This window comes from Pseudomonas sp. LAM2023, assembly GCF_016620375.1.
Lineage (GTDB): Bacteria > Pseudomonadota > Gammaproteobacteria > Pseudomonadales > Pseudomonadaceae > Aquipseudomonas > Aquipseudomonas anuradhapurensis.
Genome location: NZ_JAENHV010000037.1, coordinates 91,063 through 109,454, shown reverse-complemented (window position 1 = coordinate 109,454; position 18,392 = coordinate 91,063). Strand labels below are relative to the sequence as shown.

Here is an 18,392-nt window from a genome sequence, read left to right as displayed (position 1 = left end):
TGAACGCGCCAGCGGTGATCAGGCCTTGTTTTTCGCCGGTGACGGCCATGTAGGCGGGAGTTGCCATGAGTGATGCTCTCCATGCTTGAGAAAGTCGCCCGGTGGCAGGAAATTGCCAGGCGGGGGACATCTCCTTATACAAGCCCCGTGCCAGATATTTTTTATCCTTTTAAATCAATAGTTTAAAAATGCTGAACACTCATTTGGATAGTTTTTCAGCTACCTGCTATCCAAAAGTTGCGCAACTTTTTGCGCAGTGCTGGCAAAAAGTTGCGCAGTTGGCTGTAAACGGCGGCTACTAAGGCCTGCGAGGAACTATCCACATACTTATCCACATTCAACTGCGCAACTTCTTGCGCAGTTGACTTATGAGTCAAACGGACGGCGGTGGCCAAGCCCCAGGCTGGTCGCAGGGAATCTGCGAACTCCTCACCGACGCATCCCAGCAAAGTTTTCCAAGATCTAAACCAACAAAACCAAGGCACATTCTCGATTGGCGTCTCTAAAGCAGGTAAGCAGTGCTGGAAAGGCTCTCCAGCATCTCACTTCGGACAGTGAGCTTGATTGCCCAATCAGGATGCTTGGCACATGCAGAATCGTCTCTCCCGACTGAAGTAATCGGCTCGTACGATGAGCAAATATGAAGTAGCTAGTTAGAGTGGTAGTCCGTCTCGCGCCCAGCATCACGGGGCCGCCCTGCCACTAAAGGAGCCCAGAACGGCGTCACACGTCGATACCCGCCGGTCGCCATGCCCTCTGGCTCTGCACTTGACAGCGCGCCGCAATTTAATTGCAATAGCCGCCGTTTCAAGGACGATGCAAGGAACCTGTCATGGCCAAGACGCCATACTCACCCCGGGGCGACTTGCTCCGCGCCCTGGTTTTCCTTCCCCTGGGCCTGTGCCTGCTCTATCTCACACTTTGGCTGGTTGACGACCGGCTGGGCTTTCTGGCTCAGGCGCAACGCGCCCAAGGCACTGTCAGCGCGCTGAACGCGGGCGGCAGCCATCCCCAAATCGACTTCACCGACGCCACCGGCAAGGTAACCAGCTACCCCGAAAGCGGTTTGATCTTCGGCTACGCGGTAGGCGACCAGGTGGGCGTGCTGTACCGCCCGGAAGCGCCCGCCGCCAGCGCAATCATCGATGACCGGGGTGCGCTATGGGGGGCGAGCCTGCTGGCCGGCCTGTTCGCTCTCGTTTTCACCTCTGGAGGCGGCTACCACTTGGCCGCGTGGATTCGCCGACGCCGAACGGCGCGGCCTGTATAAGGATGTTCAGATGCACATTCCTCTACCCGTCAGCGTCAGCGACTGGCGCTACAAGACCGCCAGCGGAGGCGGCTTGACCGTTGTCTTCGCCGCTGCTGCTGGCGGCGCGCTGACACTGACTGACCCGCAGGGGGTCGACCAACAGTTTCGCTACGGGTCGCTGGGTGTCGGTGTCGGCCTTGGCGCGCGCTTGCCGCGCTTTGGCAAGGTCAATTTGCATGTGCGTGGCAAGAGCGTCGGAGCGGCGGGCGCCAGCGAGGACTTCCCCGCCGTCGGCCGGGTGCTGGTGGCCGACTCGATCGCTGCCCGTGGCCTGGTTCGCGAGGATTTCGAAGGCCCTTGCGTGTTCATTGAAGGCGGGGTCGGATTGCTGGGTGGCGCCAGCGGCTCGGCAATGTTGTTCGGCCTGGACGCCAAGCTGTTGGCGATGACGGCTGCTACGCTGACGCCGATTGGCAATCTGCTTCTGCCGCACGACAGTGCCGTGCGCCTGCTGCGCTCGGCCAAGGGCGTGATCATGTCTGCCGGCCTCAACGTCGGGGTACAGGCTGGTGCTGGTGCGACGATTTCCCTCGGCGGGCTGTTCTAGGCGATTGCCGACGGACACCTGCCCAAGCCAGCTCCTACAGGTACGGCGGTCACTGTAGGAGCGGATTTATCCGCGAAGCAGGCGACACGGTGGATGGCACCGGCTTTGCCGGTGATCGCGGCTGAAGCCGCTCCTACAGGCACGCGTCAAGGGCATGCCTGTTCCCTCAGGGATCGTCCAAGCCTTCAGATGTTTGGCAACACAGTTGCTCCCACAGCAATAGCCCCCGCCTTCAGGACTGCGCTGTAGCTGTGGGAACCGCGCTTGTCGGCAATTGGCCGCGAAGCGGCCCCGGCATTGCTCGAATCAACCCGCCAGCGCCAGCGCCCTGGGCACCCCGCCACGCGGCAAGTCTTCCAGGCCAACCACGCCCTTGGCCAAGTAGCGACTGCGCCACTTGAACACCACCGGCGCGGTGACGTTCATGCGCAAGCTGACCTCCTTCGGCGTCATGCCGCTGTCCAGCAGCAGCAGGATCGAGGCCCGGGTGACGCTCCGATAAGGCATCAACCCTGAGCGAGCGATCTTCTGCAGTTGCGCTCGGTCTTCGTCCGACAAAAGAAATTCGAGTGCCTTCCTGGCCATGCAGCCTCCTGGTTCACATTCATAACTAGCCATGCAAAATGTTTCCTGGCAGTAAACTCAACAGCGTGCGGGCCGCCCACAGCAGGTACTGCCCGAGCAGCCCGGTAAACAACAAGCCAGCCACCAGCACCTGCAGGTACGGTTGCAGGCTTTCATGGCGCAACCGCCAGCGTTGCGCGCACAACGCCTGGATGCAGGTAGCCCCATCCAACGGACGTACCGGCAGCAGGTTGACCACGACCAGGAGCACGTTGAGCGAGGCGCTGGTGTCGAGAAACGCCAGCCAGGCGCCAGGCCCGGCAAGCGGGCGTAGCGCCAGGCAGGCCGAGGCCAGCAGCAGGTTGGCCAGCGGCCCGGCCAACGCGGTGCATAGCAGGCCCAGGCGGCTGCTGGCCAATGGCGAGCCAAACGGTACCGCCCTGCCCCAGCCAACCAATGCACCCGGCAGGTGCGCCAGCGTACTCAGGGTAAATGCCGCGCAGGGCACCAGTGCCGTACCCAGCCACGAGCAATGCCGCAGCGGATTGATCGATAGCCGTCCGTTGTCCCGCGCCAGGTGGTCACCGAACAACGTCGCCACCAGCGCATGGGCCGCTTCGTGCGCAGTCACCGCCAGCACCAGCGCCGGCCACAGCATGGCCAGGCTTTCGATCACCCCGGCCATGCTCACTCCGCCTGCCGCGACAGCGCAGCAGCCGACGGCTCGCTGACGCCCTGCCCGATCAGTGGCTCGATAGCCTTCAGGATGGGGCCGACGGCATGGCCGAAGTTAACCACGTACTGCTCACGCAAGTGGCGGATGTTGCGCGGGTAGCGGCTGTCCTCGAGCACCTGTGGCAGGTAATCGGTCAGGCGTGGAATCTGCTCCTCGCTCAGGCGCAGGCCGATGTCATCGAGCACGGTCAGTTCCCACGGATCGTACGGCAGGTCGCTGGCCTCGGTGCCTTCACGCACCGGCTCGATGCCGACGGTGATCACCGGGCGTTCGAACAGGAAGGCGTAGTCGAAGATCACCCCCGAAATGTCCGAGACCATCACGTCGCTACGCGCCATGGCGCTGAACGGTGTCGAGGAGAAGTCCCATTGCAGCCGCGGGCCATTGGGGAACAACGCCTGCAACCCCTGGATCAGCTCGGGCTCGGACACCATGCTCTGCGGATGCGGGCGGATGATCAGGTTGATGTCCTGGGCGGTCAGCGCGCTCAGCAACTTGCTACCGTGCAGACGCAGCAGGCCGTTGCGCCCCCAGGTCGGCGCCAGCAGCACGGTCCGGCCGGGGCTGACCAGTTCGGGGGTCTGGTTGCGCAACTGCTCGAGCAGATCGTCGTAGTACAGGCAGCCACCCATGATCAGGTCCTTGGCCGGTAACCCACGCAATTGCTCCAGGTAGCGCAGCGTGCGCTCCTGGTGCGGGCCGTTGATCACCACCGAGTCGAAGTAGTCGAACGAGTAAGGCCGGTTGAACGCCTTGTCGGTCGGTGCGTGGACCAGATGCATGTAGTGGCGCACCCGTTTCGAGCGCTTGAACTGCATGACGTCCAGCCCCGGGGTGGTGGAGATGCACAGGTCGGCGCGCAAGCGCGCCAGCAATGCCCAGGCCTTGTGCCCACTGCCGATATAGCAGCCGGTTACCTCGCTCCACGCCTGCAGCCCAGGGTCTTCGCTGTCGGAACTCAGGTACAAGGTCCTGATCCTGGCCTTGGCCAGGGCTGCCAGCAGCGGCCGGAAGGTGCCGTAGTACTGCCGGCCTTCGGAATAGATGACCACCGGCCAGGCTTCCTGCACGCTACGCTCGGCGGTGGCGGCAACCCCCTTGCCGCCACCGCCGAAGCGGTAGTAAAGGCCCTTGACCGAATAGAACGCGGTGGTGACCACGCCGGCTATGAGCGAGAACAGCAGGCTGCCGGTGCCCGGGTCGAGGTACAGGCCGATATAGGGAACAGTGACCGCATGGTCCAGCAGCCCGGTCATTGCACCTTGCTCCAGTTACCCGGCACCGAGACGTCGTCCTTGACCTGATAGGTACTGAGGATCTTGTAGGAGTCGGCGTTCTGCCCCTGGGGCTGCCACGGGGTCTCATACAGCTGCACCGGCTCGGTGAGCGGCTGGTTGCTGATGTGCTTGCCGGTGGCACGGTCCACGCAGCCGCCGATCACCTCGCAAACGATACCGGGCACGTTGGCATTGGAGATGAATTCGCGACTCTCCCTTGGCGCCCCGGTGGCCGCGAACGGCTTGATCATCAGCAGGTTCTGGAACTGCGAGTACAACTCCTGCCGCTCGGCGTCGCCAACGTCCTTGAGCAATGGGTTGCGCGATGGCCAGCCATGGTCGGACACCAGCACGAACATGGTGTTGTCGTAGATGCCCTGCTGCTTGAACCAGTCCAGGTAACGGGTCACGCCATTCATCGCGCAGTAGAAGGTGTCATAGATTTCCACCGTGTCCTGGCTGTGCAACTGCTCCAGTTCCTGGGCCGAGGTGCCCAACTGCTTGTTCGGCACGCAGCTCTCGTCGAGCTTGAGCACTGCACGGGTGATGTTGTTGGCCATGAAGGTGAAGGTCGGCCCCGGTGCGTTGGTGTCCGAAAGGCCCGGCAGCGCCAGCAGCGAGAAATAGTTCTCGAGGAACTTGTCCTCGCGCTTCCACCAGGACAGCGAGGCGCCCTGCCAGTCGCCACCGTCGTACACCTGCCCCTTGAGGCTGTTGGGCGCCGCCTTGTACAGCGAAATCGCAAGGTACTGCTTGAGCACGCCCCAAAGGTATTCGGTGTGCTTGGTCGACATGTGCGCGTTGGTCTGCTGACGGCCGACCGTGTCGATGACGTGGATGCAGTCACCGGCGCCGCGGGCAACGAACTTGTTGCAGTCGCCACGGCGGGCGAAGCCGTACCAGAATGGATCGACGTAACGCACCCCGTAGCCCTTGGCGGCGAAGTTGTCCGGATAGAGCATGTAGGCCTGGTCGACCTTCTCTTCCAGCCTGTTTCCCGGGTGTTTGTTGATGTTGGCGGCGGTGTAGTCGAAACCACCGAACACCGCCGGCAGGGCATTGAAAGTACGGTTGCCGGTGGACACCACGTTGGAATACCAGGTGAAACCGCTCAGGCGCTCTGCCGCCGCCGCGTCATGCGCCAGCAGACGAGGAATGTAACCGGCCATGGAACCGTCGATCATCAGCACGACGATGTTCTTCTCGGTCTTGGAGTACGAGATGGTCTGCTTGCCATCGTTGGCCGGCAATGGAATCGCCGCGATCTTCGACGCCAGGGTCACACCGCTGAACAGTGCGTAGGCACCGCAGATCAGCACGAACAGGGTCAGCGCCTTGCCGACCTGCTCGGCAAACCGGCGCACCAGCAGCCAGGCGGCCCACAGCGCCGCGCCGGCCACTACCACGTCGAGCAGCAGCCGCTGGCTGGAAAACGCCATGGCACGGGGCTCGGAGAACCTGAAGTTGTCGATCATCCCGGCGTCCAGCGGCAACAGGAAGCTGTAGACGCCGGCCACGATCAACAGCCACAGGCCGAGCACGCACAGCAGCTCGAGCAGCGCGCGCGGGGCCAACTTGCCGAGCAGCGCCAACAACGCCAGATAGGCGCTCAGGATCAGCGCATGGGTGGTCGCGTACAGGCGCAGGTAGCCTTCGAGGCCGGTGGCGTCGTCCTCGAAGCTGGTCAGCGCCAGCGGCACTGCCAGTACCAGCAACAGGTACAGGGCGAGGTACGACAGCACGAACAATTTGAGCGGTTTGTCCGCCTTGGCCGCCGCGCTGGCCGGCAGGGCAAGCGCGGGGCTGGTCGAATTAGGCATTGGAAGTCCTTCGAAGGGTCGAGCTGGAACGGGCCACTCGATACACCAGGTTCTTGATCAGGGAAAAAAGGTTGTTGCAGGTCCAGTACAGGACCAGCCCGGCGGGCGACGGATACAGCAGCACGAAGAACAGCATCGCCACGATCCAGGTCTGCAGACGTTCCTGGGAAGACAGGTCACGGCTGTAGACATGGGCCGCCATCAGGTTGATCACGGTCATGACGATGGGCAGCAGGTTGACCCCGCCAAGCAGGCCATCGGCTGCGCCGAGGTTGGCGATACCCATGAAGTGCTCGTACTGCAGCGGCGGGTAGTCACTGAGCAGGCCATAGGCTGCGATGAACACCGGCACCTGGATCAGCAGCGGTACCAGACCGCGCAAGGCGAACACCGGGTGGTAGTGGTGCAGGCGGTACAGGGCGGCAATCATCATGTGCCGCTCCTGGCCTGTGAAGCAGCGCTTGAACTCCTCCAGCTTGGCCTGCATCGCCGCCCGTGCCGCACGTTCGCGGCCCTGCACCTTCTCGGCGAAGTGGTAGGCCGGCAGCAGCACCAGGTTGAACACCAGGCTCAGCATCAGGATCGCCAGGCCGAAGTCGTGGGTGCGCTGATAGCTGGTCTCCAGCACCCACTGGAAACAGTGGGCGATCGGCAGGATCAGCCAGTCATGCAGAACAGCGAACATGCATCACCTCAGGCGTGGGCCAGCGCCGCGGCGCTGAACAGATCGTTGGCGATATCCAGGTCTTCGGCGGTGTCGACTTCGAACCACTTTTCCTGGCCGACCAGCAGCGCGTCGATGCGGTAACCACTGTCGATCAGGCTGTCCATGGCGTACTCCAGGGGCGCCTTGACGCCCTTTTCGGCTACCGTCTGGCGGATGTGGCGCTGCAGCAGCCCAGCCCCGGCGTGGGTCATCGCGGTGATGTTCACGGTCTTGTACGAGGCCTGCAGGGGGAACCCGGCATCGCGCACGGACTCATGCTTCCAGGCACTCACCCGGCCACCCTCGACCAGCGCGAAAGTACCGCTCAGCTCGCTCGACCACGGCGCCAGCACGGTGGCGAAGGCTTCCTCGCCGAGCCCTTGCAGCGAAGCCAGGGCACGGGTGACCAGCGCATCCTCCACCACCACATCGCCCTCGAACACCACCACATCGTGGCCCTCCGGCACCGCCTCGAGGCACAGGCTCAACGAGTGCACCGAACCTGAACGGGCATAGATCGGGTTGGTCACGAAGGTGCTGTTGAGCTGTGGGTGGTTGCTGCGGATGTAGCTCTCGAGCACATCGCTGAGGTAGCCGACACCGACGATGACGTTGCTGACCTGGTGCGCCTGCAACTGCTCCAGCAGGCGGCTGATGATGGTCTTGCCGGCCACCTCGACCAGGCACTTGTTCTTCGCCAGGGTCTGGTCTTCCAGGCGCGAGCCAAGGCCAGCCGCCAGGATGATCACCGAAACAGGGGTTTCCTTACTCATTTGCCGATGCTCCTCAATTGAACCGGGCGAAGAATTCACGTAGACGTTGCATACCCGTGGCCACATCAGCGTCGCTCACGGCGTAGGAAATACGGATACCGCTCGGGTCGCCGAAGCCGGCGCCAGACACCACGGCCACCTTGGCCTCGGCGAGGATCAGCTCGACCAGTTCGTCGGTGCTGCGCACCTGTTTGTCGCCATAACTCCGGCCGATGAACCACTGGATATCGGCGAACACATAGAACGCCCCCATCGCCGGCGCTACACGCAGGTGCTCGATACCGGCCAGGGCCTCGTGGATGACCTGCAGGCGCGCGTCAAGAATCGCATTGGCGGTGGCGATGAAGTCTGCCGAGTCGTCGAGTGCCCGGGACACCGCCACCTGTGCCACCACGTTGGGGTTCGAGGTGGTGTGGCCCTGCAGGTTTTCCATGGCCTTGATCACCTGCTCCGGTGCACTGACGTAGCCCAGCCGCCAGCCGGTCAGCGCCATGCTCTTGGAGAACGAATTGACGATGACCGTGCGCTCCTTCAGCTCGGGCATCAGCGTGACGATGCTGTGATGCTCGCCGCCGTTGCGGATCAGCCGTGAATAGCATTCGTCGAAGATGATCCACAAGTCGTGCCGGATGGCCAGTTCACCGATACGTCGCAGGGCTTCGCTGTCGTAGACCGCGCCAGTCGGATTGTTCGGCGTATTGATCAGAATCGCCCGGGTCTGCGGGGTGATGGCGGCAGCGACACGCTCGGCAGTCAGCTGGTAGCCCTCGGGCCGAGTGTCGACCAGCACCGGCTTGCCACCCGCCAGTTCGATCTGGGTCGGGAAGGTTACCCAGTAAGGGATCGGAATGATCACCTCGTCGCCCGGGTTGATCAGCACCATCGCCGCATTGTAGAGCGCCTGCTTGGCGCCTGCGGTCATCCCGACCTCGTTCCAGGCGTAGGCCACGCCCAGTTGCTCGCTGACATGCGCGGCCAGCTGTTGGCGGATCTTCTTCTCGCCGAGGGCGGGCGTGTAGGTGTTGCATTTACCTTTGATCGCCTCGATGGCCGCCTGTTTGAGGCTGTCGAGGGTGTCGAAGTCTAGTTCGCCAGCGGCAAAGTTGATCACCGACTCGCCGCGTTCCTTGAGTTCGTTGGCGATGCCGCGCATGCGCGAAGTGCTCGGCGCAACGACCAGGTCATTGCGCAAGGCCAGAGTTGGGCTGGTCATTATTTGGTACCCGGAATGAGTTCGAGGATTTCCTTGATCGACAGGCAGCGAGGCTCGACTTCGAGCGTACGCCCGGACAACAGAATATTGTCGGCCACCTGTTTCATTGCCATATAGGCGGAGCGCAACATATGGTTGGCATAAATGACGATATTGAACCCTTCTGCCTCGAGCGCCTCGAACGGAATACTCGAATAACTGGTCGGCACACACACCAGCGGTACAGTTGGATGACGCTCGCGGAACGTCCGGGCAAAGGCGAAGATTTCGTCAGGCGTTTCCTGGCGGCTATGAATCATTACCCCATCGGCACCCGCTGCGACATAGGCATCGGCCCGGGTCAGTGCATCGTCAAGACCGGCATCGAGGATAAGGCTTTCTATGCGCGCAATGATCATGAAGTCACTGGAAATTTGCGCACGCTTGCCCATGCGAATCTTGTTGCAGAAGTCTTCGATAGTTTCCTGTTGCTGGAAGACTTCATTGCCAAACAATGAGTTCTTCTTCAGGCCGGTCTTGTCTTCGATGATGACCGCCGACACCCCGAGGCGCTCGAGCGAACGGACGTCAAACGCAAAGTGCTCGGGCTTGCCACCGGTGTCGCCATCCATGATCAGCGGCTTGCTGGTAACTTCGAAGATATCATTGACGTTGGCCAGCCGGTCCTTGATCGCCAGCACTTCGATATCCGGCTTGCCACGCGCGGTAGAGTCGGTCAACGAGCTGGACCAGAAACCGTCATAGACCCGCAGTTGGCCGTCGACCGTTTGCGAGGCATGTTCGGCAAGAATCGCGGATATCGGGTTATGGGCCTCGAGAAAACGCAGGCAACGCTTATCGCTCAGTAAGTTCCTAAGTGATGCTGCGCGGCGATCTGCAGAAATAAACTTGAAGGCTGCTTGAGTGCTCATTATTTTCCCCCGGCAAAAGTTGGCCATTACACCGAACATAAACATTCGGTGCCCCTATGTATTGACCTCTATTGTTATCGTGCAACAGATGACACCCCCGACAAGTCGGGAAGTCCTGTTCGTCAACTGCGATGTCCACCAGGCACAGCTGGCGGCCACCTTAAAAAAGCATAGCCACAGGGCAAAAGCAACAAATTATTACAGCCTTATTAACAAGCGATGAATCAGTGGAAACAAACTATGCGCCACCCCACGCACGATTCGTTTACTTATTATTGTGCAGGCGAAGATACCGATTCCATCGGCCAGGCCCAATGTTCATTAGGTTTTCCCGTTATTGTTCAGGCCCACACGCCTCGAATATGAATTAACGCACTTCCCCTCCGGCAACTTGTTGATCCGCCGCTGGCGGCTGGACCATTGGCAGGCGCACGGCGGGCCGCTGGGCGCAGGCCAAGGCACTGATCGCCAAGACCAGCGCAGCCAACGCGTACACCCACACCGGCGCCATCAAGGGCAGCACCACCGCCGCCAACATGGGGCCGATGCCGGCCCCGATATCGCGCCACACTGCATTCGCCGCCAACGCCCGGACACGCTGCTGACCGGGATTACGCTCGGCGACTACTGGCCCCACCAGTGGCAATTGCAACGCACGCAGCACCAACACCAGGCCACCCCCCGCGACCAGCCAGTGGCAACCGAATGCCACCAGCGCTGCGGCGGTGAGTAGCGCTAACCCGACCAGCATGCGCGTCGCTCCCCAGCGCTGCGCGAGCAGGCCGCCCAGCGGGCTGAGCAGCAGCTCCGACAGGTAGCGAACCGCCAGCAACCCGCCTGCGACCAGCACCGCGTCCGCCCCCAGCAGCTGCTGCGTCAACAGCGAGAGGCCGATGATGAACAGGCCATCCAGGGTCACCCCCTCGGTGAATGACCACATCGCCACGCTGTCCGGCCGCCGGAAGCGGGGCTGCGCCTCAGGCAATGGATGCGCCGCAGCGGGCAGTCCCCTGGCCAGCCATGCCCCAAGCAGCGAACTGGCCACCATCGCCAGGAAGATCAGCCGGGGTCCGTGCTCCAGGCTCAGCAGTGCCCCCAGCGGCAACGCCAGCATCGGGCCAACGGCAACCAGCGCGCGCGATCGCCCGCTGCGCCGCGCGGCGCCAGCAGCCTGTGCAGTCGCCATGACCTGGGTCGACAGGTTCAGCGCAGCATAGGCCAGCCCCCAGAGCAGACGTAGCAGCAGCAACGCCCAGAACCCGGAGAGCGTCGCATAGCCCAATGCACACAGGGCGGCGCAGCCGGCCGCCACCATCGAACTGGGGCGATCCCCCCAGCGGGCATAGCCTTTCATCACGTAGTGGTAGCCGAAGATTCGCACCAGCCGGTTGGCCGCCAGCAAGATCCCGGCTTCACCCAAGGTAATGCCGAACGCCTGGTACTGCATCGGCAGCAACAGGTAGAGCAGGACGTCGCCGGGCAGGCACAAGCTCAGGATCAACGCTGCGCGCAGCGAAGCCCGATCAGCTGAGCAGATGGTGGTGGTACCCATGGACGACGACCAGAAGACAAGTAGAGCGGCGTTCAGAGTGGCGCGAAGCAGCGCCGCTGACAAACGCTTTAATTGTGCGTCTGATGTCAGTAAATTAGACACATGATCAGCGACCTCCCCCCCATGAACGCGGTCCGGGCCTTTGCCTCTGCCGCGCGCCATCAAAGCTTCAGCCGTGCTGCCGAAGAGCTGCATGTCACCCACAGCGCCGTCAGCCGCCATATCCGCTTGCTTGAAGAGCACCTGGGCGTACTGCTGTTCGAACGGCGGAATCGGCAGTCGGTACTTACCCCGACCGGCCAGGCCTACTACCAGCAGATCAGCCTGGGCCTGGCGCAAATCGCCAACGCCACCCAGGCCCTGACCGGCAGTAGCGCAGCGCGCAAGGTGATCATCAATGTGCGCCCGTCCTTTGCCGTGCGCTGGCTGATCCCACGGTTGCCCGATTTCATGGCGCAATTTCCGGAGATCAAACCGGAGGTGGTGACCAGCACCCTGGCCCCGGATCCATCGCGTGAAGCCTTCGATGTGGTGGTGCGCCGTGGCAGCTCGGGCTGGGCGGCCGAGCTGGAACCGAACGTGCTGCTCGAGGATGACCTGCTGCTGGTGGCGGCCCCTTCCCTGCTGCAGGCGATACCGGTTCAGGCGCCAGCGGATGTGCTGCGCCATACCCTGCTCTCGGGCAGGACACGCAGTGGTGATTGGCAGGCCTGGTGCAAGCTGGCCGGAGTCAGCCAGGCAAGGCAGCAGCCGGCACTGCAGTTCGATCACATGCACCTGGTGCTGCAAGCGGCCGTCGACGGCCTTGGCGTGGCACTGTGCCCGGCCTCGCTGCTGGGCAAGGACCTGGCTACCGGCCGCCTGTACAACCCCCTGCCCCATCTACGCCTGCCTTTGACTCGCTATTACTATGGCGTGTCGCAGGATGCGGTGGCCGAAACCCAGGTGTTCATCGACTGGATGTTCTCCCGGTTCCAACACGACAGCGGTGCCCTCGCCTGATTTACCAACGGTCTGGCGCCGGGAGTCGACAGCGGATCAGGAAAGTGACTGTAGCAAAATAAAAGAGTCACGCTCGGCGTGACTCTTTTATTTCAGCGGACTGCGTGTTTAAAGTGATTGCAGAGAAATACTGGCATTGGTCGAGTCTTGCGGACTGTCAGCGTCCATCCAGACCCACTGAGTACCGTCACCTTGCAAGTTGTTACTGATACTTTGAATCTGCGTTGCCACAATATTGACCGCACCGGGTTGCGAAGCGGTAGGCCCGATATTGGTGACTTGCCCTGCCAGCAAGCCGTTGGACGTTTCATTCACAACAAACACTGTCGCAGCCGCTTCGCGGAACTGGCACGAGATAAACTGGGTGATCTTGCTGACGATGGTCAGGTTCATCCATTTTGACGGCGGCACCGCATAATAGCGACTGTATTTGTTGAACGGATATTGCTCGCCGTTGGCCTGCAAGGGGTTATTGTTAAGACCGCTGGTGTTGGTCGGCATGCTGGTACTGCCCAACCACAGTTCGACCTGGGCCATGCCACTGTTGCTGGGTAAGGAGACCGAAATGGTCTGGGTGTCGGTACCCGAAACGAAGCCCATCGAGGCCAACCCTGCATTAGCCGTGGTGCCTGGCACGGTAATGCGTGCCGGAGGCTGGCTATTGCTCCATACCACACTGACGGTGGCATTGTTGTCGCTCCCCGCCGAGTTATAGAGGAAAATCCCGTATATCTGGCCCGGGCGTAACGTGGTGCAGGTGGCGGTATCCCCTGGATTCAAAGTGATGCGTTGGCCACCATTCCAGTTGATTTGTGATGCGGCGATAGCGAAGCTTTCCATTTGGATAGTCCTTTAATAGATCCGTCGTGATTGGCGCGCGTACATCCTTAATATCCGTTGCGCGATAACGAGCTTAGCCACCTGGTAAAAAAAGGCTATCGCACGATTAGAATCATTGGCGATTAGTGAAAAACAGCTAAAAGCCATTTATCTTTTCTAATTAAACGACCGCTCTTTCCATGCAAATGGATAGTGCAACAATGCCTGCAATGACAAATGGATGCCTGCTACTTTTCGGATGCTACTGACTATTCCCAGCGCTTCGGCTATACGACCAATGGCGCGCCGTCGCGTTTCCCACCCTTGGGAATACGCGGATTGTGAGTGCGGCCTTGTTGCGAAGGGGCTGCGCAGCAGCCCCGGCAGTTTTCAGGCAGACGCTGAAACGCGACCCCGTGCCTAGTTCGTGGGCAACAGGATGACGAAGTTCTTTTTCATGTCTTCCAGCACGGTCCATTTGCCCTTGGCGCCCGGTTCGATAATGAACGTGTCGCCAGCGGCCAGTGTGATGGGCTCGCAACCCTCAAGCTCGATGACGCAGCGTCCACTCAGGACATGGCAGAACTCCCACACTTTGTAGTCGATGCGCCACGCGCCGGTGCTGGCTTGCCACTCTCCGGAAATGCGCCCTTGCTGTTCATCGTGATAGTACTTGGACGTCAGCGTATGAGGGGTGCCTTCCACAATCTCTTCAAAAAAGGGAAGATCGCGCACCGGTTGGATATCGAGTTCGCGGAACACGGTCAGTTTCTGGGTCATGGTTTTTTCTCGAGCACGTTGTGGTTAGGGCGATACATCAAATAGGCTTCACCGGTTACGCCCAGCATCGGGTGCGGAACGATCTGGCAGGTTTTGACGATTTGAAAACCGTGACGTTCGTAGAAGCGGCGTGCACCGTGGTTTTCTGCATAGTCGATCAGGCACAGCCCATCCAGGCCAGCGTCATCAGCGCGCTGCTGGGCGTGGCGAAGAAGCTGGGCGCCCAGCCCCTGGCTGCGCCAGGCCTCATCCAGGGCCAGGCTGGATATGTACAAGGTGTCAGGTATTTCCATGTCGGAATAAGGCGCAAGGACCGGGTCAGTCTCGACCGGCCTGTCAGGGGTCTCGCGCAAGGCATAGCTGTGCATCATGCCGATGACCCGGTCTTCGAAAGTGGCCATCAGGCAGTTCTTGTAAGAAAAGTCGCCCTGCTCCCTGGCATAGCGAGACGCACCGACACTCAGCAATGCTTCTCCAGGTGCGGCAAGCTTGCTCCATATGTAATCGGCCATGCCTTCCGATGTCAGTTGAAAGAAGCGCGCTATATCGTGCGCGTCCGAGGCTTGAGCGGGTCTGAAGTCGACAGGCATGTACGGTGCTCCCATGGGATCGGGTGATTGGTTTTCAAGGATTGCGCCTTTGACAGGGTGGCAGCGTAGGCGGGTTGAACGGCGCCCATCATGCTCTGGGCGAACACCGTCAGCACGGCGTGCGACGTTGCCCCATGCTCAAAGGCACGTGGCTGTCCAATGGCTGAGGCCTGGGGAAGCGATCGTGCAGTTGCCGGAGGTAGTGGCTACCTCAGCACAATCGGGAATAAACCCATGTCATTTACAAGTTTGCACCACCCATCCTTGGTCGAACCCGCTCCTGCGGCGATCGCATTCAGGTCGGAGCCAGCAGCTCGCTTCGTTGCTTATGGCAGACGCTCAAGCCCGCACTGATACCTGGCACCTGCAAGGCTTGCTTCAAACGCCTCGAGCCCTGCGTATATCTGTTGCAGCCCAGTGATTTGCCCCAGCACTTCGCGTTTCTTGTCGGCAATGGCCTTGCCCGCCAACTCCCACGGCAAATCAGCACCCTGATGCGTCAGCAGAATCGCCTGCAGTTCTTTCAGTTTGAAACCCAACTGCTGCGCGCATTTGATGAATGTCAGCAGCTCGACACTCTGCTGAGTGTAAACGCGGTACTGCCCCTGGCGCTCGGGTGGCGGCAGCAGGCCGATCGCTTCATAGTGGCGGATGGTCTTGACCGTGGTGCCCGACAGTTGGGCGGCTTTGCCGATATACATGAATGTCCTTTTCATAAGGGAGCGGGGCATCATTGCATGGCGCCAGCGGTTCGGGAACCACATAGCCGCAGGTCAGCTGGCGATGCTTCGTGCCAGTTCGAGCCAGGTTCCACGCCGCCGCGCGCTGGAGCCGAGCAGCGGCCCGAACATCAGGGTACGCAGCGTTCTGATACCGCAGAACTGCAACGTGGTCTTGCGCACTTGGTGAAGGCCAGGCATGCGATACACCCAGCGGTAGTACCACGGCGGTGTATCCATCGTCACCAGCAGATGCGCTGTTCGCCCCTTGAGCAATTGTTCGGGGAAGGCCTTGCCCGCCCTGTACTGAAACGCGAAACCGGGCAGGAACACGCGGTCGAAAAAGCCTTTCATCAATGCAGGGATGCCGCCCCACCAAATGGGGTAGATAAAGGCCAGGTGCTCGGCCCAGGTGATGTCAGCCTGGGCCCTGAGCAGGTCGGGTTCCAGTGGCTGCGCTTGCCGGTAGCCGCTGCGCAGCACCGGGTCGAAGCTCAAGGCATCAAGCCGTAACACCCTTACATCATGGCCGGCACTTCTGGCCGCTTCGACATAACTCTCGGTCAGCGCTGCGCAGAAACTCTCGCCTGACGGGTGCCCCAGCACCACTAGTACTCGTTTGCTCATCATCACTTCATCCAGAACATGAAGCGTGCAGGGTAAAGCCTGACCCTAACGGGAGAGTCAACTGGCCAGGCTGCTTTAAGGCCGTTGCAGTGCGTGACATCCAGCGGCCAGGGCTAGAAATTCGTACCCGTGACGGACTCTCTTGCCTTGGGGCTTGCGTGGATTCGGATGTGTTCGCCTTGGGGTATGTAGCGCCTATGAGATCGGGGCCACGCGGGCGCACTCGATCTCATGGGCAATGAGGTTGTCTCGGGTCGAACTTCATCCATGACACGCTAATGATAAAAATCGATGTCTTGGGATTCAGTGCATTAGTTAGAAACTGATGCTTTAGGCATGCCTTGCAGTGTGCTTATAAGGGCAGCGAGTAAGTTCAATGAGGCTCCCGCGCAAAGGGCAAATTGAGGCGCAGAGTCGGCGGGAAGCAGGTTAAAGAGCAATGTCATGATGACAGCACCAGCCGTTTGCCCGAGTAGGCGAGCGGTACCCTGCATGCCCCCAGCCGCACCACTCCGACTCTTTGGCGCCGCGAGGAACATGTTGCGGTTGTTGGCCACATTGAAGAGGCTGAACCCGAGACCGCAGAGCATGGTCAGTGGCGCAAGGATGATGAGATTTTCCCGCAGAGGCCAAAGTGCAGCCCCTGTTAATCCTGTGGCAAGACAAACTCCACCCACGGAGCAGAGCCAGGCAGTCGAACATCGGTTTGCTAGGCGGCTCGCTAGCGGAGCGAACAGGGCGACTGTTAAAGGCCAGGGAATCATATAGAGGCCTGTCTCCAGCACCCCTTGTCCGAGGCCGTGCTGCAGGTAGAAGGGCAGCGCTACCAAGCCTGCAGTTAGCCCGGCAAAGGAAAGCACGGATGCAATAACCGAAATACGGAATGAATTGGAACTGAGTAGATCTAGCGGAATCAGTGGTGCTTCCTTCTGCCGTTCACGCTTTACCAATAGCCCCAGCTGAATAGCAGAAATAGTCAGTAATGCTACAGCCAGCACAGGGTGTTCCGTGATGACGCCAGCGGCTATGACCAGTGATGCAAATGTTCCGGCATTCAATGCCATGCTCAACAGATCGGCTTTACGCGCGGTACCGTCCACTACCGGTAATGCGCCAGCCGCTAGCATTACCCAGAGCCCGAAAGGGAGCAGAACAGCAAACAGCCATGGCCAGGCGACCACGCCGAGAATCGCTGCTCCCAAGGCAGGCCCTGCTGCTGATGACAAAGCAACAACAAGTGCATTCCAGCCTATCGCCGCGCCTAACTGATGGCTCGGTACAACTTGGCGCAACAGTGCAATGGCGAGAGCCATAATTGCCGCACCTCCCAGCCCCTGGAGCAACCGCGCAGCAATCAGCCAGGAGAGCGTCGGGGCCAGAGCGCACATCAGCGTACCAGCCAGAAAAATCGCAATGCCCCAGCGAAATACCTTGCGGTAACCAAGACTTTCTCCCAGTGCCGCACAGGGCAGCAACGTGGTCAAAAGGGCCGCCTGGTTAGTGGTGATGATCCAGATTGATAACGCTGGAGGCACTTGCAGCGATTGGGCAATCGTTGGCAGAGCCGTATTAGTTATTGCGGTGTTGAGTACCACGAGTGCCAGAGCTGCCAGCACTGAGGCGATGGCAGCGAGGTGCCGCGGTGCGGGTCGCAGTAGGCGCGCATCCAAAGCATGCTCCGTTGCGGCAGCATGCTCAGGTTGTGGGGCGCGGACGCCGGTTTCGGGAGCAGGATCGCGTTTCATGACTTCAGCCATCCGGGGGTACACTGGATAGCCGGGACCCAATCACCATCCTGCTTGACGTACCTTGTTAGCTTGCCGGCCTCTTGGTCTTCCTTCTTCAAGTCTCGCTCGGTGAAGCGAAAGAGCAACGCGGGTCCGCTGATGCACTGCGTATCGTGGATATCGCCAGGCAAGAAGACCAGAGTTTGACCGGCGCTCACCGTTGTGGATCCGCGCTTCACCAGTTTCACCTTGCCATCCGAGTCCTGAACCTTGGCATAGGTGCCCATTTCTATTTCACCCTGCTGCACTGCGTAAATGACCCAGCTCCGACCGTGATCATGAGGCGGCCGGTAGAGCCCTTCAGGCTCGGTATGTGCCAACAGTACAAATCCGTTGTCCGGATCTCGGTGCATCTCTTGTTGAGCCGGTGCTTGCTGGTGCAGTTCAGCCAGCCAGGGCTCGGTGGCAGGTGTCTTCAGGAGCTCATCCAACTGCTGCTGGCAGCCGGCGACCACTGCAGAACTTAGCGGTGCCCAGATTGACTGGACACGCTCAACAAATCTGTTCAACGAGCTCATAGATTCTCTCCTCATTCAGTTCGGTACGGTTGTGCCGATGGAGAGAACTGTATTCAGCGTATACGTATGGCGGAAGGCGCAATAATTGCACTTTATAGTTGCGCCGGACGCTATATGTCAGCGGATTGGGCTAAGATGA

The 18,392-nt window shown here is 60.5% G+C and carries 19 protein-coding genes and 1 pseudogene; 3 read left to right on the top strand and 17 right to left on the bottom strand.

All coding sequences use genetic code 11. The features are described from left to right. Positions 1–67 (bottom strand): annotated as a pseudogene (locus tag JKP78_RS24860) (Hcp family type VI secretion system effector); the annotation flags it as partial. 765 nt (positions 68–832) lie between these two features. On the opposite strand from JKP78_RS24860, the gene JKP78_RS24855 reads away from it, so the two are divergent. Together JKP78_RS24855 and JKP78_RS24850 are read left to right on the top strand one after the other, a co-directional pair. Next, entirely contained in the window at positions 833–1,270 is a 438-nt protein-coding gene (locus tag JKP78_RS24855) for a DUF3592 domain-containing protein (RefSeq protein ID WP_170029512.1), read from the top strand. A 10-nt stretch (positions 1,271–1,280) separates the two neighbouring features. Beyond that, positions 1,281–1,859, top strand: coding sequence for a hypothetical protein (locus JKP78_RS24850; RefSeq protein WP_200628023.1), 579 nt, complete (start codon positions 1,281–1,283; stop codon positions 1,857–1,859). A gap of 306 nt (positions 1,860–2,165) precedes the next feature. On the opposite strand, the gene JKP78_RS25555 is transcribed toward JKP78_RS24850, so the two are convergent. From JKP78_RS25555 to JKP78_RS24805, 9 genes are all read right to left on the bottom strand, one after another. Continuing rightward, the gene (locus JKP78_RS25555) at positions 2,166–2,444 is read right to left on the bottom strand and encodes a helix-turn-helix domain-containing protein (RefSeq protein WP_186690663.1); all 279 of its coding nucleotides are present in this window, start codon (positions 2,442–2,444) and stop codon (positions 2,166–2,168) included. Between the two features lie 25 nt (positions 2,445–2,469). Continuing rightward, positions 2,470–3,108 carry a site-2 protease family protein gene (locus JKP78_RS24840; protein ID WP_170029509.1) on the bottom strand — a complete coding sequence of 213 codons (639 nt, stop codon included), beginning with the start codon at positions 3,106–3,108 and terminating at the stop codon, positions 2,470–2,472. A gap of 2 nt (positions 3,109–3,110) precedes the next feature. Then, on the bottom strand, positions 3,111–4,415 hold the full coding sequence (locus tag JKP78_RS24835; RefSeq protein WP_170029508.1) for a CDP-glycerol glycerophosphotransferase family protein: 1,305 nt from the start codon (positions 4,413–4,415) through the stop codon (positions 3,111–3,113). Then, a complete protein-coding gene (locus JKP78_RS24830) occupies positions 4,412–6,256 on the bottom strand; it encodes a sulfatase-like hydrolase/transferase (protein ID WP_200628020.1) in 1,845 nt (614 codons plus the stop codon). Before JKP78_RS24830 ends, JKP78_RS24835 begins: the two co-directional genes overlap by 4 nt. Continuing rightward, positions 6,249–6,941 carry a YidC/Oxa1 family membrane protein insertase gene (locus JKP78_RS24825; protein WP_170029506.1) on the bottom strand — a complete coding sequence of 231 codons (693 nt, stop codon included), beginning with the start codon at positions 6,939–6,941 and terminating at the stop codon, positions 6,249–6,251. The genes JKP78_RS24830 and JKP78_RS24825 overlap by 8 nt, the downstream gene beginning before the upstream one ends. Before the next feature lie 8 nt (positions 6,942–6,949). Continuing rightward, entirely contained in the window at positions 6,950–7,735 is a 786-nt protein-coding gene (locus tag JKP78_RS24820) for a phosphocholine cytidylyltransferase family protein (RefSeq protein WP_200628019.1), read from the bottom strand. 13 nt (positions 7,736–7,748) lie between these two features. Further along, positions 7,749–8,948: a pyridoxal phosphate-dependent aminotransferase gene (locus JKP78_RS24815; RefSeq protein ID WP_200628018.1), complete on the bottom strand. Its 1,200-nt coding sequence runs from the start codon at positions 8,946–8,948 to the stop codon at positions 7,749–7,751. Then, positions 8,948–9,859: a phosphoenolpyruvate mutase gene (gene aepX / locus JKP78_RS24810; RefSeq protein WP_200628017.1), complete on the bottom strand. Its 912-nt coding sequence runs from the start codon at positions 9,857–9,859 to the stop codon at positions 8,948–8,950. Before aepX ends, JKP78_RS24815 begins: the two co-directional genes overlap by 1 nt. A gap of 367 nt (positions 9,860–10,226) precedes the next feature. After that, entirely contained in the window at positions 10,227–11,411 is a 1,185-nt protein-coding gene (locus tag JKP78_RS24805) for an MFS transporter (protein ID WP_200628016.1), read from the bottom strand. A gap of 102 nt (positions 11,412–11,513) precedes the next feature. On the opposite strand from JKP78_RS24805, the gene JKP78_RS24800 reads away from it, so the two are divergent. Further along, on the top strand, positions 11,514–12,413 hold the full coding sequence (locus JKP78_RS24800; protein ID WP_186690683.1) for a LysR substrate-binding domain-containing protein: 900 nt from the start codon (positions 11,514–11,516) through the stop codon (positions 12,411–12,413). Positions 12,414–12,521: 108 nt separating this feature from the next. Here JKP78_RS24800 and JKP78_RS24795 read toward each other — a convergent pair whose 3' ends face one another. From JKP78_RS24795 to JKP78_RS24765, 7 genes are all read right to left on the bottom strand, one after another. Beyond that, positions 12,522–13,253: a hypothetical protein gene (locus JKP78_RS24795; protein ID WP_186690685.1), complete on the bottom strand. Its 732-nt coding sequence runs from the start codon at positions 13,251–13,253 to the stop codon at positions 12,522–12,524. 399 nt (positions 13,254–13,652) lie between these two features. Beyond that, positions 13,653–14,012, bottom strand: coding sequence for a cupin domain-containing protein (locus JKP78_RS24790; RefSeq protein ID WP_200628015.1), 360 nt, complete (start codon positions 14,010–14,012; stop codon positions 13,653–13,655). Further along, positions 14,009–14,602 (bottom strand): GNAT family N-acetyltransferase, encoded by a 594-nt coding sequence (locus JKP78_RS24785; RefSeq protein ID WP_234454722.1) that lies wholly within the window; start codon positions 14,600–14,602, stop codon positions 14,009–14,011. Before JKP78_RS24785 ends, JKP78_RS24790 begins: the two co-directional genes overlap by 4 nt. A 326-nt stretch (positions 14,603–14,928) precedes the next feature. Continuing rightward, on the bottom strand, positions 14,929–15,303 hold the full coding sequence (locus tag JKP78_RS24780) for a MerR family transcriptional regulator (protein WP_200628012.1): 375 nt from the start codon (positions 15,301–15,303) through the stop codon (positions 14,929–14,931). A gap of 72 nt (positions 15,304–15,375) precedes the next feature. Next, positions 15,376–15,951, bottom strand: a complete 576-nt coding sequence (locus tag JKP78_RS24775; protein ID WP_186690689.1) for an NAD(P)H-dependent oxidoreductase — start codon at positions 15,949–15,951, stop codon at positions 15,376–15,378. 308 nt (positions 15,952–16,259) lie between these two features. Then, positions 16,260–17,693 carry an MFS transporter gene (locus tag JKP78_RS24770; protein ID WP_200628011.1) on the bottom strand — a complete coding sequence of 478 codons (1,434 nt, stop codon included), beginning with the start codon at positions 17,691–17,693 and terminating at the stop codon, positions 16,260–16,262. After that, positions 17,690–18,253 (bottom strand): hypothetical protein, encoded by a 564-nt coding sequence (locus tag JKP78_RS24765; protein ID WP_186677038.1) that lies wholly within the window; start codon positions 18,251–18,253, stop codon positions 17,690–17,692. Before JKP78_RS24765 ends, JKP78_RS24770 begins: the two co-directional genes overlap by 4 nt. Between the last annotated feature and the right edge of the window lie 139 nt (positions 18,254–18,392).

What these genes read in the sequence shown, in the direction of transcription:
- JKP78_RS24840 (WP_170029509.1), bottom strand. Translation starts at nt 3,108, where the DNA reads ATGGCCGGGGTGATCGAAAGCCTGGCCATGCTGTGGCCGGCGCTGGTG.
- JKP78_RS24770 (WP_200628011.1), bottom strand. Translation starts at nt 17,693, where the DNA reads ATGAAACGCGATCCTGCTCCCGAAACCGGCGTCCGCGCCCCACAACCT.
- aepX (WP_200628017.1), bottom strand. Translation starts at nt 9,859, where the DNA reads ATGAGCACTCAAGCAGCCTTCAAGTTTATTTCTGCAGATCGCCGCGCA.
- JKP78_RS24775 (WP_186690689.1), bottom strand. Translation starts at nt 15,951, where the DNA reads ATGATGAGCAAACGAGTACTAGTGGTGCTGGGGCACCCGTCAGGCGAG.
- JKP78_RS24825 (WP_170029506.1), bottom strand. Translation starts at nt 6,941, where the DNA reads ATGTTCGCTGTTCTGCATGACTGGCTGATCCTGCCGATCGCCCACTGT.
- JKP78_RS24800 (WP_186690683.1), top strand. Translation starts at nt 11,514, where the DNA reads ATGATCAGCGACCTCCCCCCCATGAACGCGGTCCGGGCCTTTGCCTCT.
- JKP78_RS24850 (WP_200628023.1), top strand. Translation starts at nt 1,281, where the DNA reads ATGCACATTCCTCTACCCGTCAGCGTCAGCGACTGGCGCTACAAGACC.
- JKP78_RS24835 (WP_170029508.1), bottom strand. Translation starts at nt 4,415, where the DNA reads ATGACCGGGCTGCTGGACCATGCGGTCACTGTTCCCTATATCGGCCTG.
- JKP78_RS24830 (WP_200628020.1), bottom strand. Translation starts at nt 6,256, where the DNA reads ATGCCTAATTCGACCAGCCCCGCGCTTGCCCTGCCGGCCAGCGCGGCG.
- JKP78_RS24820 (WP_200628019.1), bottom strand. Translation starts at nt 7,735, where the DNA reads ATGAGTAAGGAAACCCCTGTTTCGGTGATCATCCTGGCGGCTGGCCTT.
- JKP78_RS24780 (WP_200628012.1), bottom strand. Translation starts at nt 15,303, where the DNA reads ATGTATATCGGCAAAGCCGCCCAACTGTCGGGCACCACGGTCAAGACC.
- JKP78_RS24765 (WP_186677038.1), bottom strand. Translation starts at nt 18,253, where the DNA reads ATGAGCTCGTTGAACAGATTTGTTGAGCGTGTCCAGTCAATCTGGGCA.
- JKP78_RS24795 (WP_186690685.1), bottom strand. Translation starts at nt 13,253, where the DNA reads ATGGAAAGCTTCGCTATCGCCGCATCACAAATCAACTGGAATGGTGGC.
- JKP78_RS24790 (WP_200628015.1), bottom strand. Translation starts at nt 14,012, where the DNA reads ATGACCCAGAAACTGACCGTGTTCCGCGAACTCGATATCCAACCGGTG.
- JKP78_RS24815 (WP_200628018.1), bottom strand. Translation starts at nt 8,948, where the DNA reads ATGACCAGCCCAACTCTGGCCTTGCGCAATGACCTGGTCGTTGCGCCG.
- JKP78_RS25555 (WP_186690663.1), bottom strand. Translation starts at nt 2,444, where the DNA reads ATGGCCAGGAAGGCACTCGAATTTCTTTTGTCGGACGAAGACCGAGCG.
- JKP78_RS24785 (WP_234454722.1), bottom strand. Translation starts at nt 14,602, where the DNA reads ATGCCTGTCGACTTCAGACCCGCTCAAGCCTCGGACGCGCACGATATA.
- JKP78_RS24855 (WP_170029512.1), top strand. Translation starts at nt 833, where the DNA reads ATGGCCAAGACGCCATACTCACCCCGGGGCGACTTGCTCCGCGCCCTG.
- JKP78_RS24805 (WP_200628016.1), bottom strand. Translation starts at nt 11,411, where the DNA reads ATGGGTACCACCACCATCTGCTCAGCTGATCGGGCTTCGCTGCGCGCA.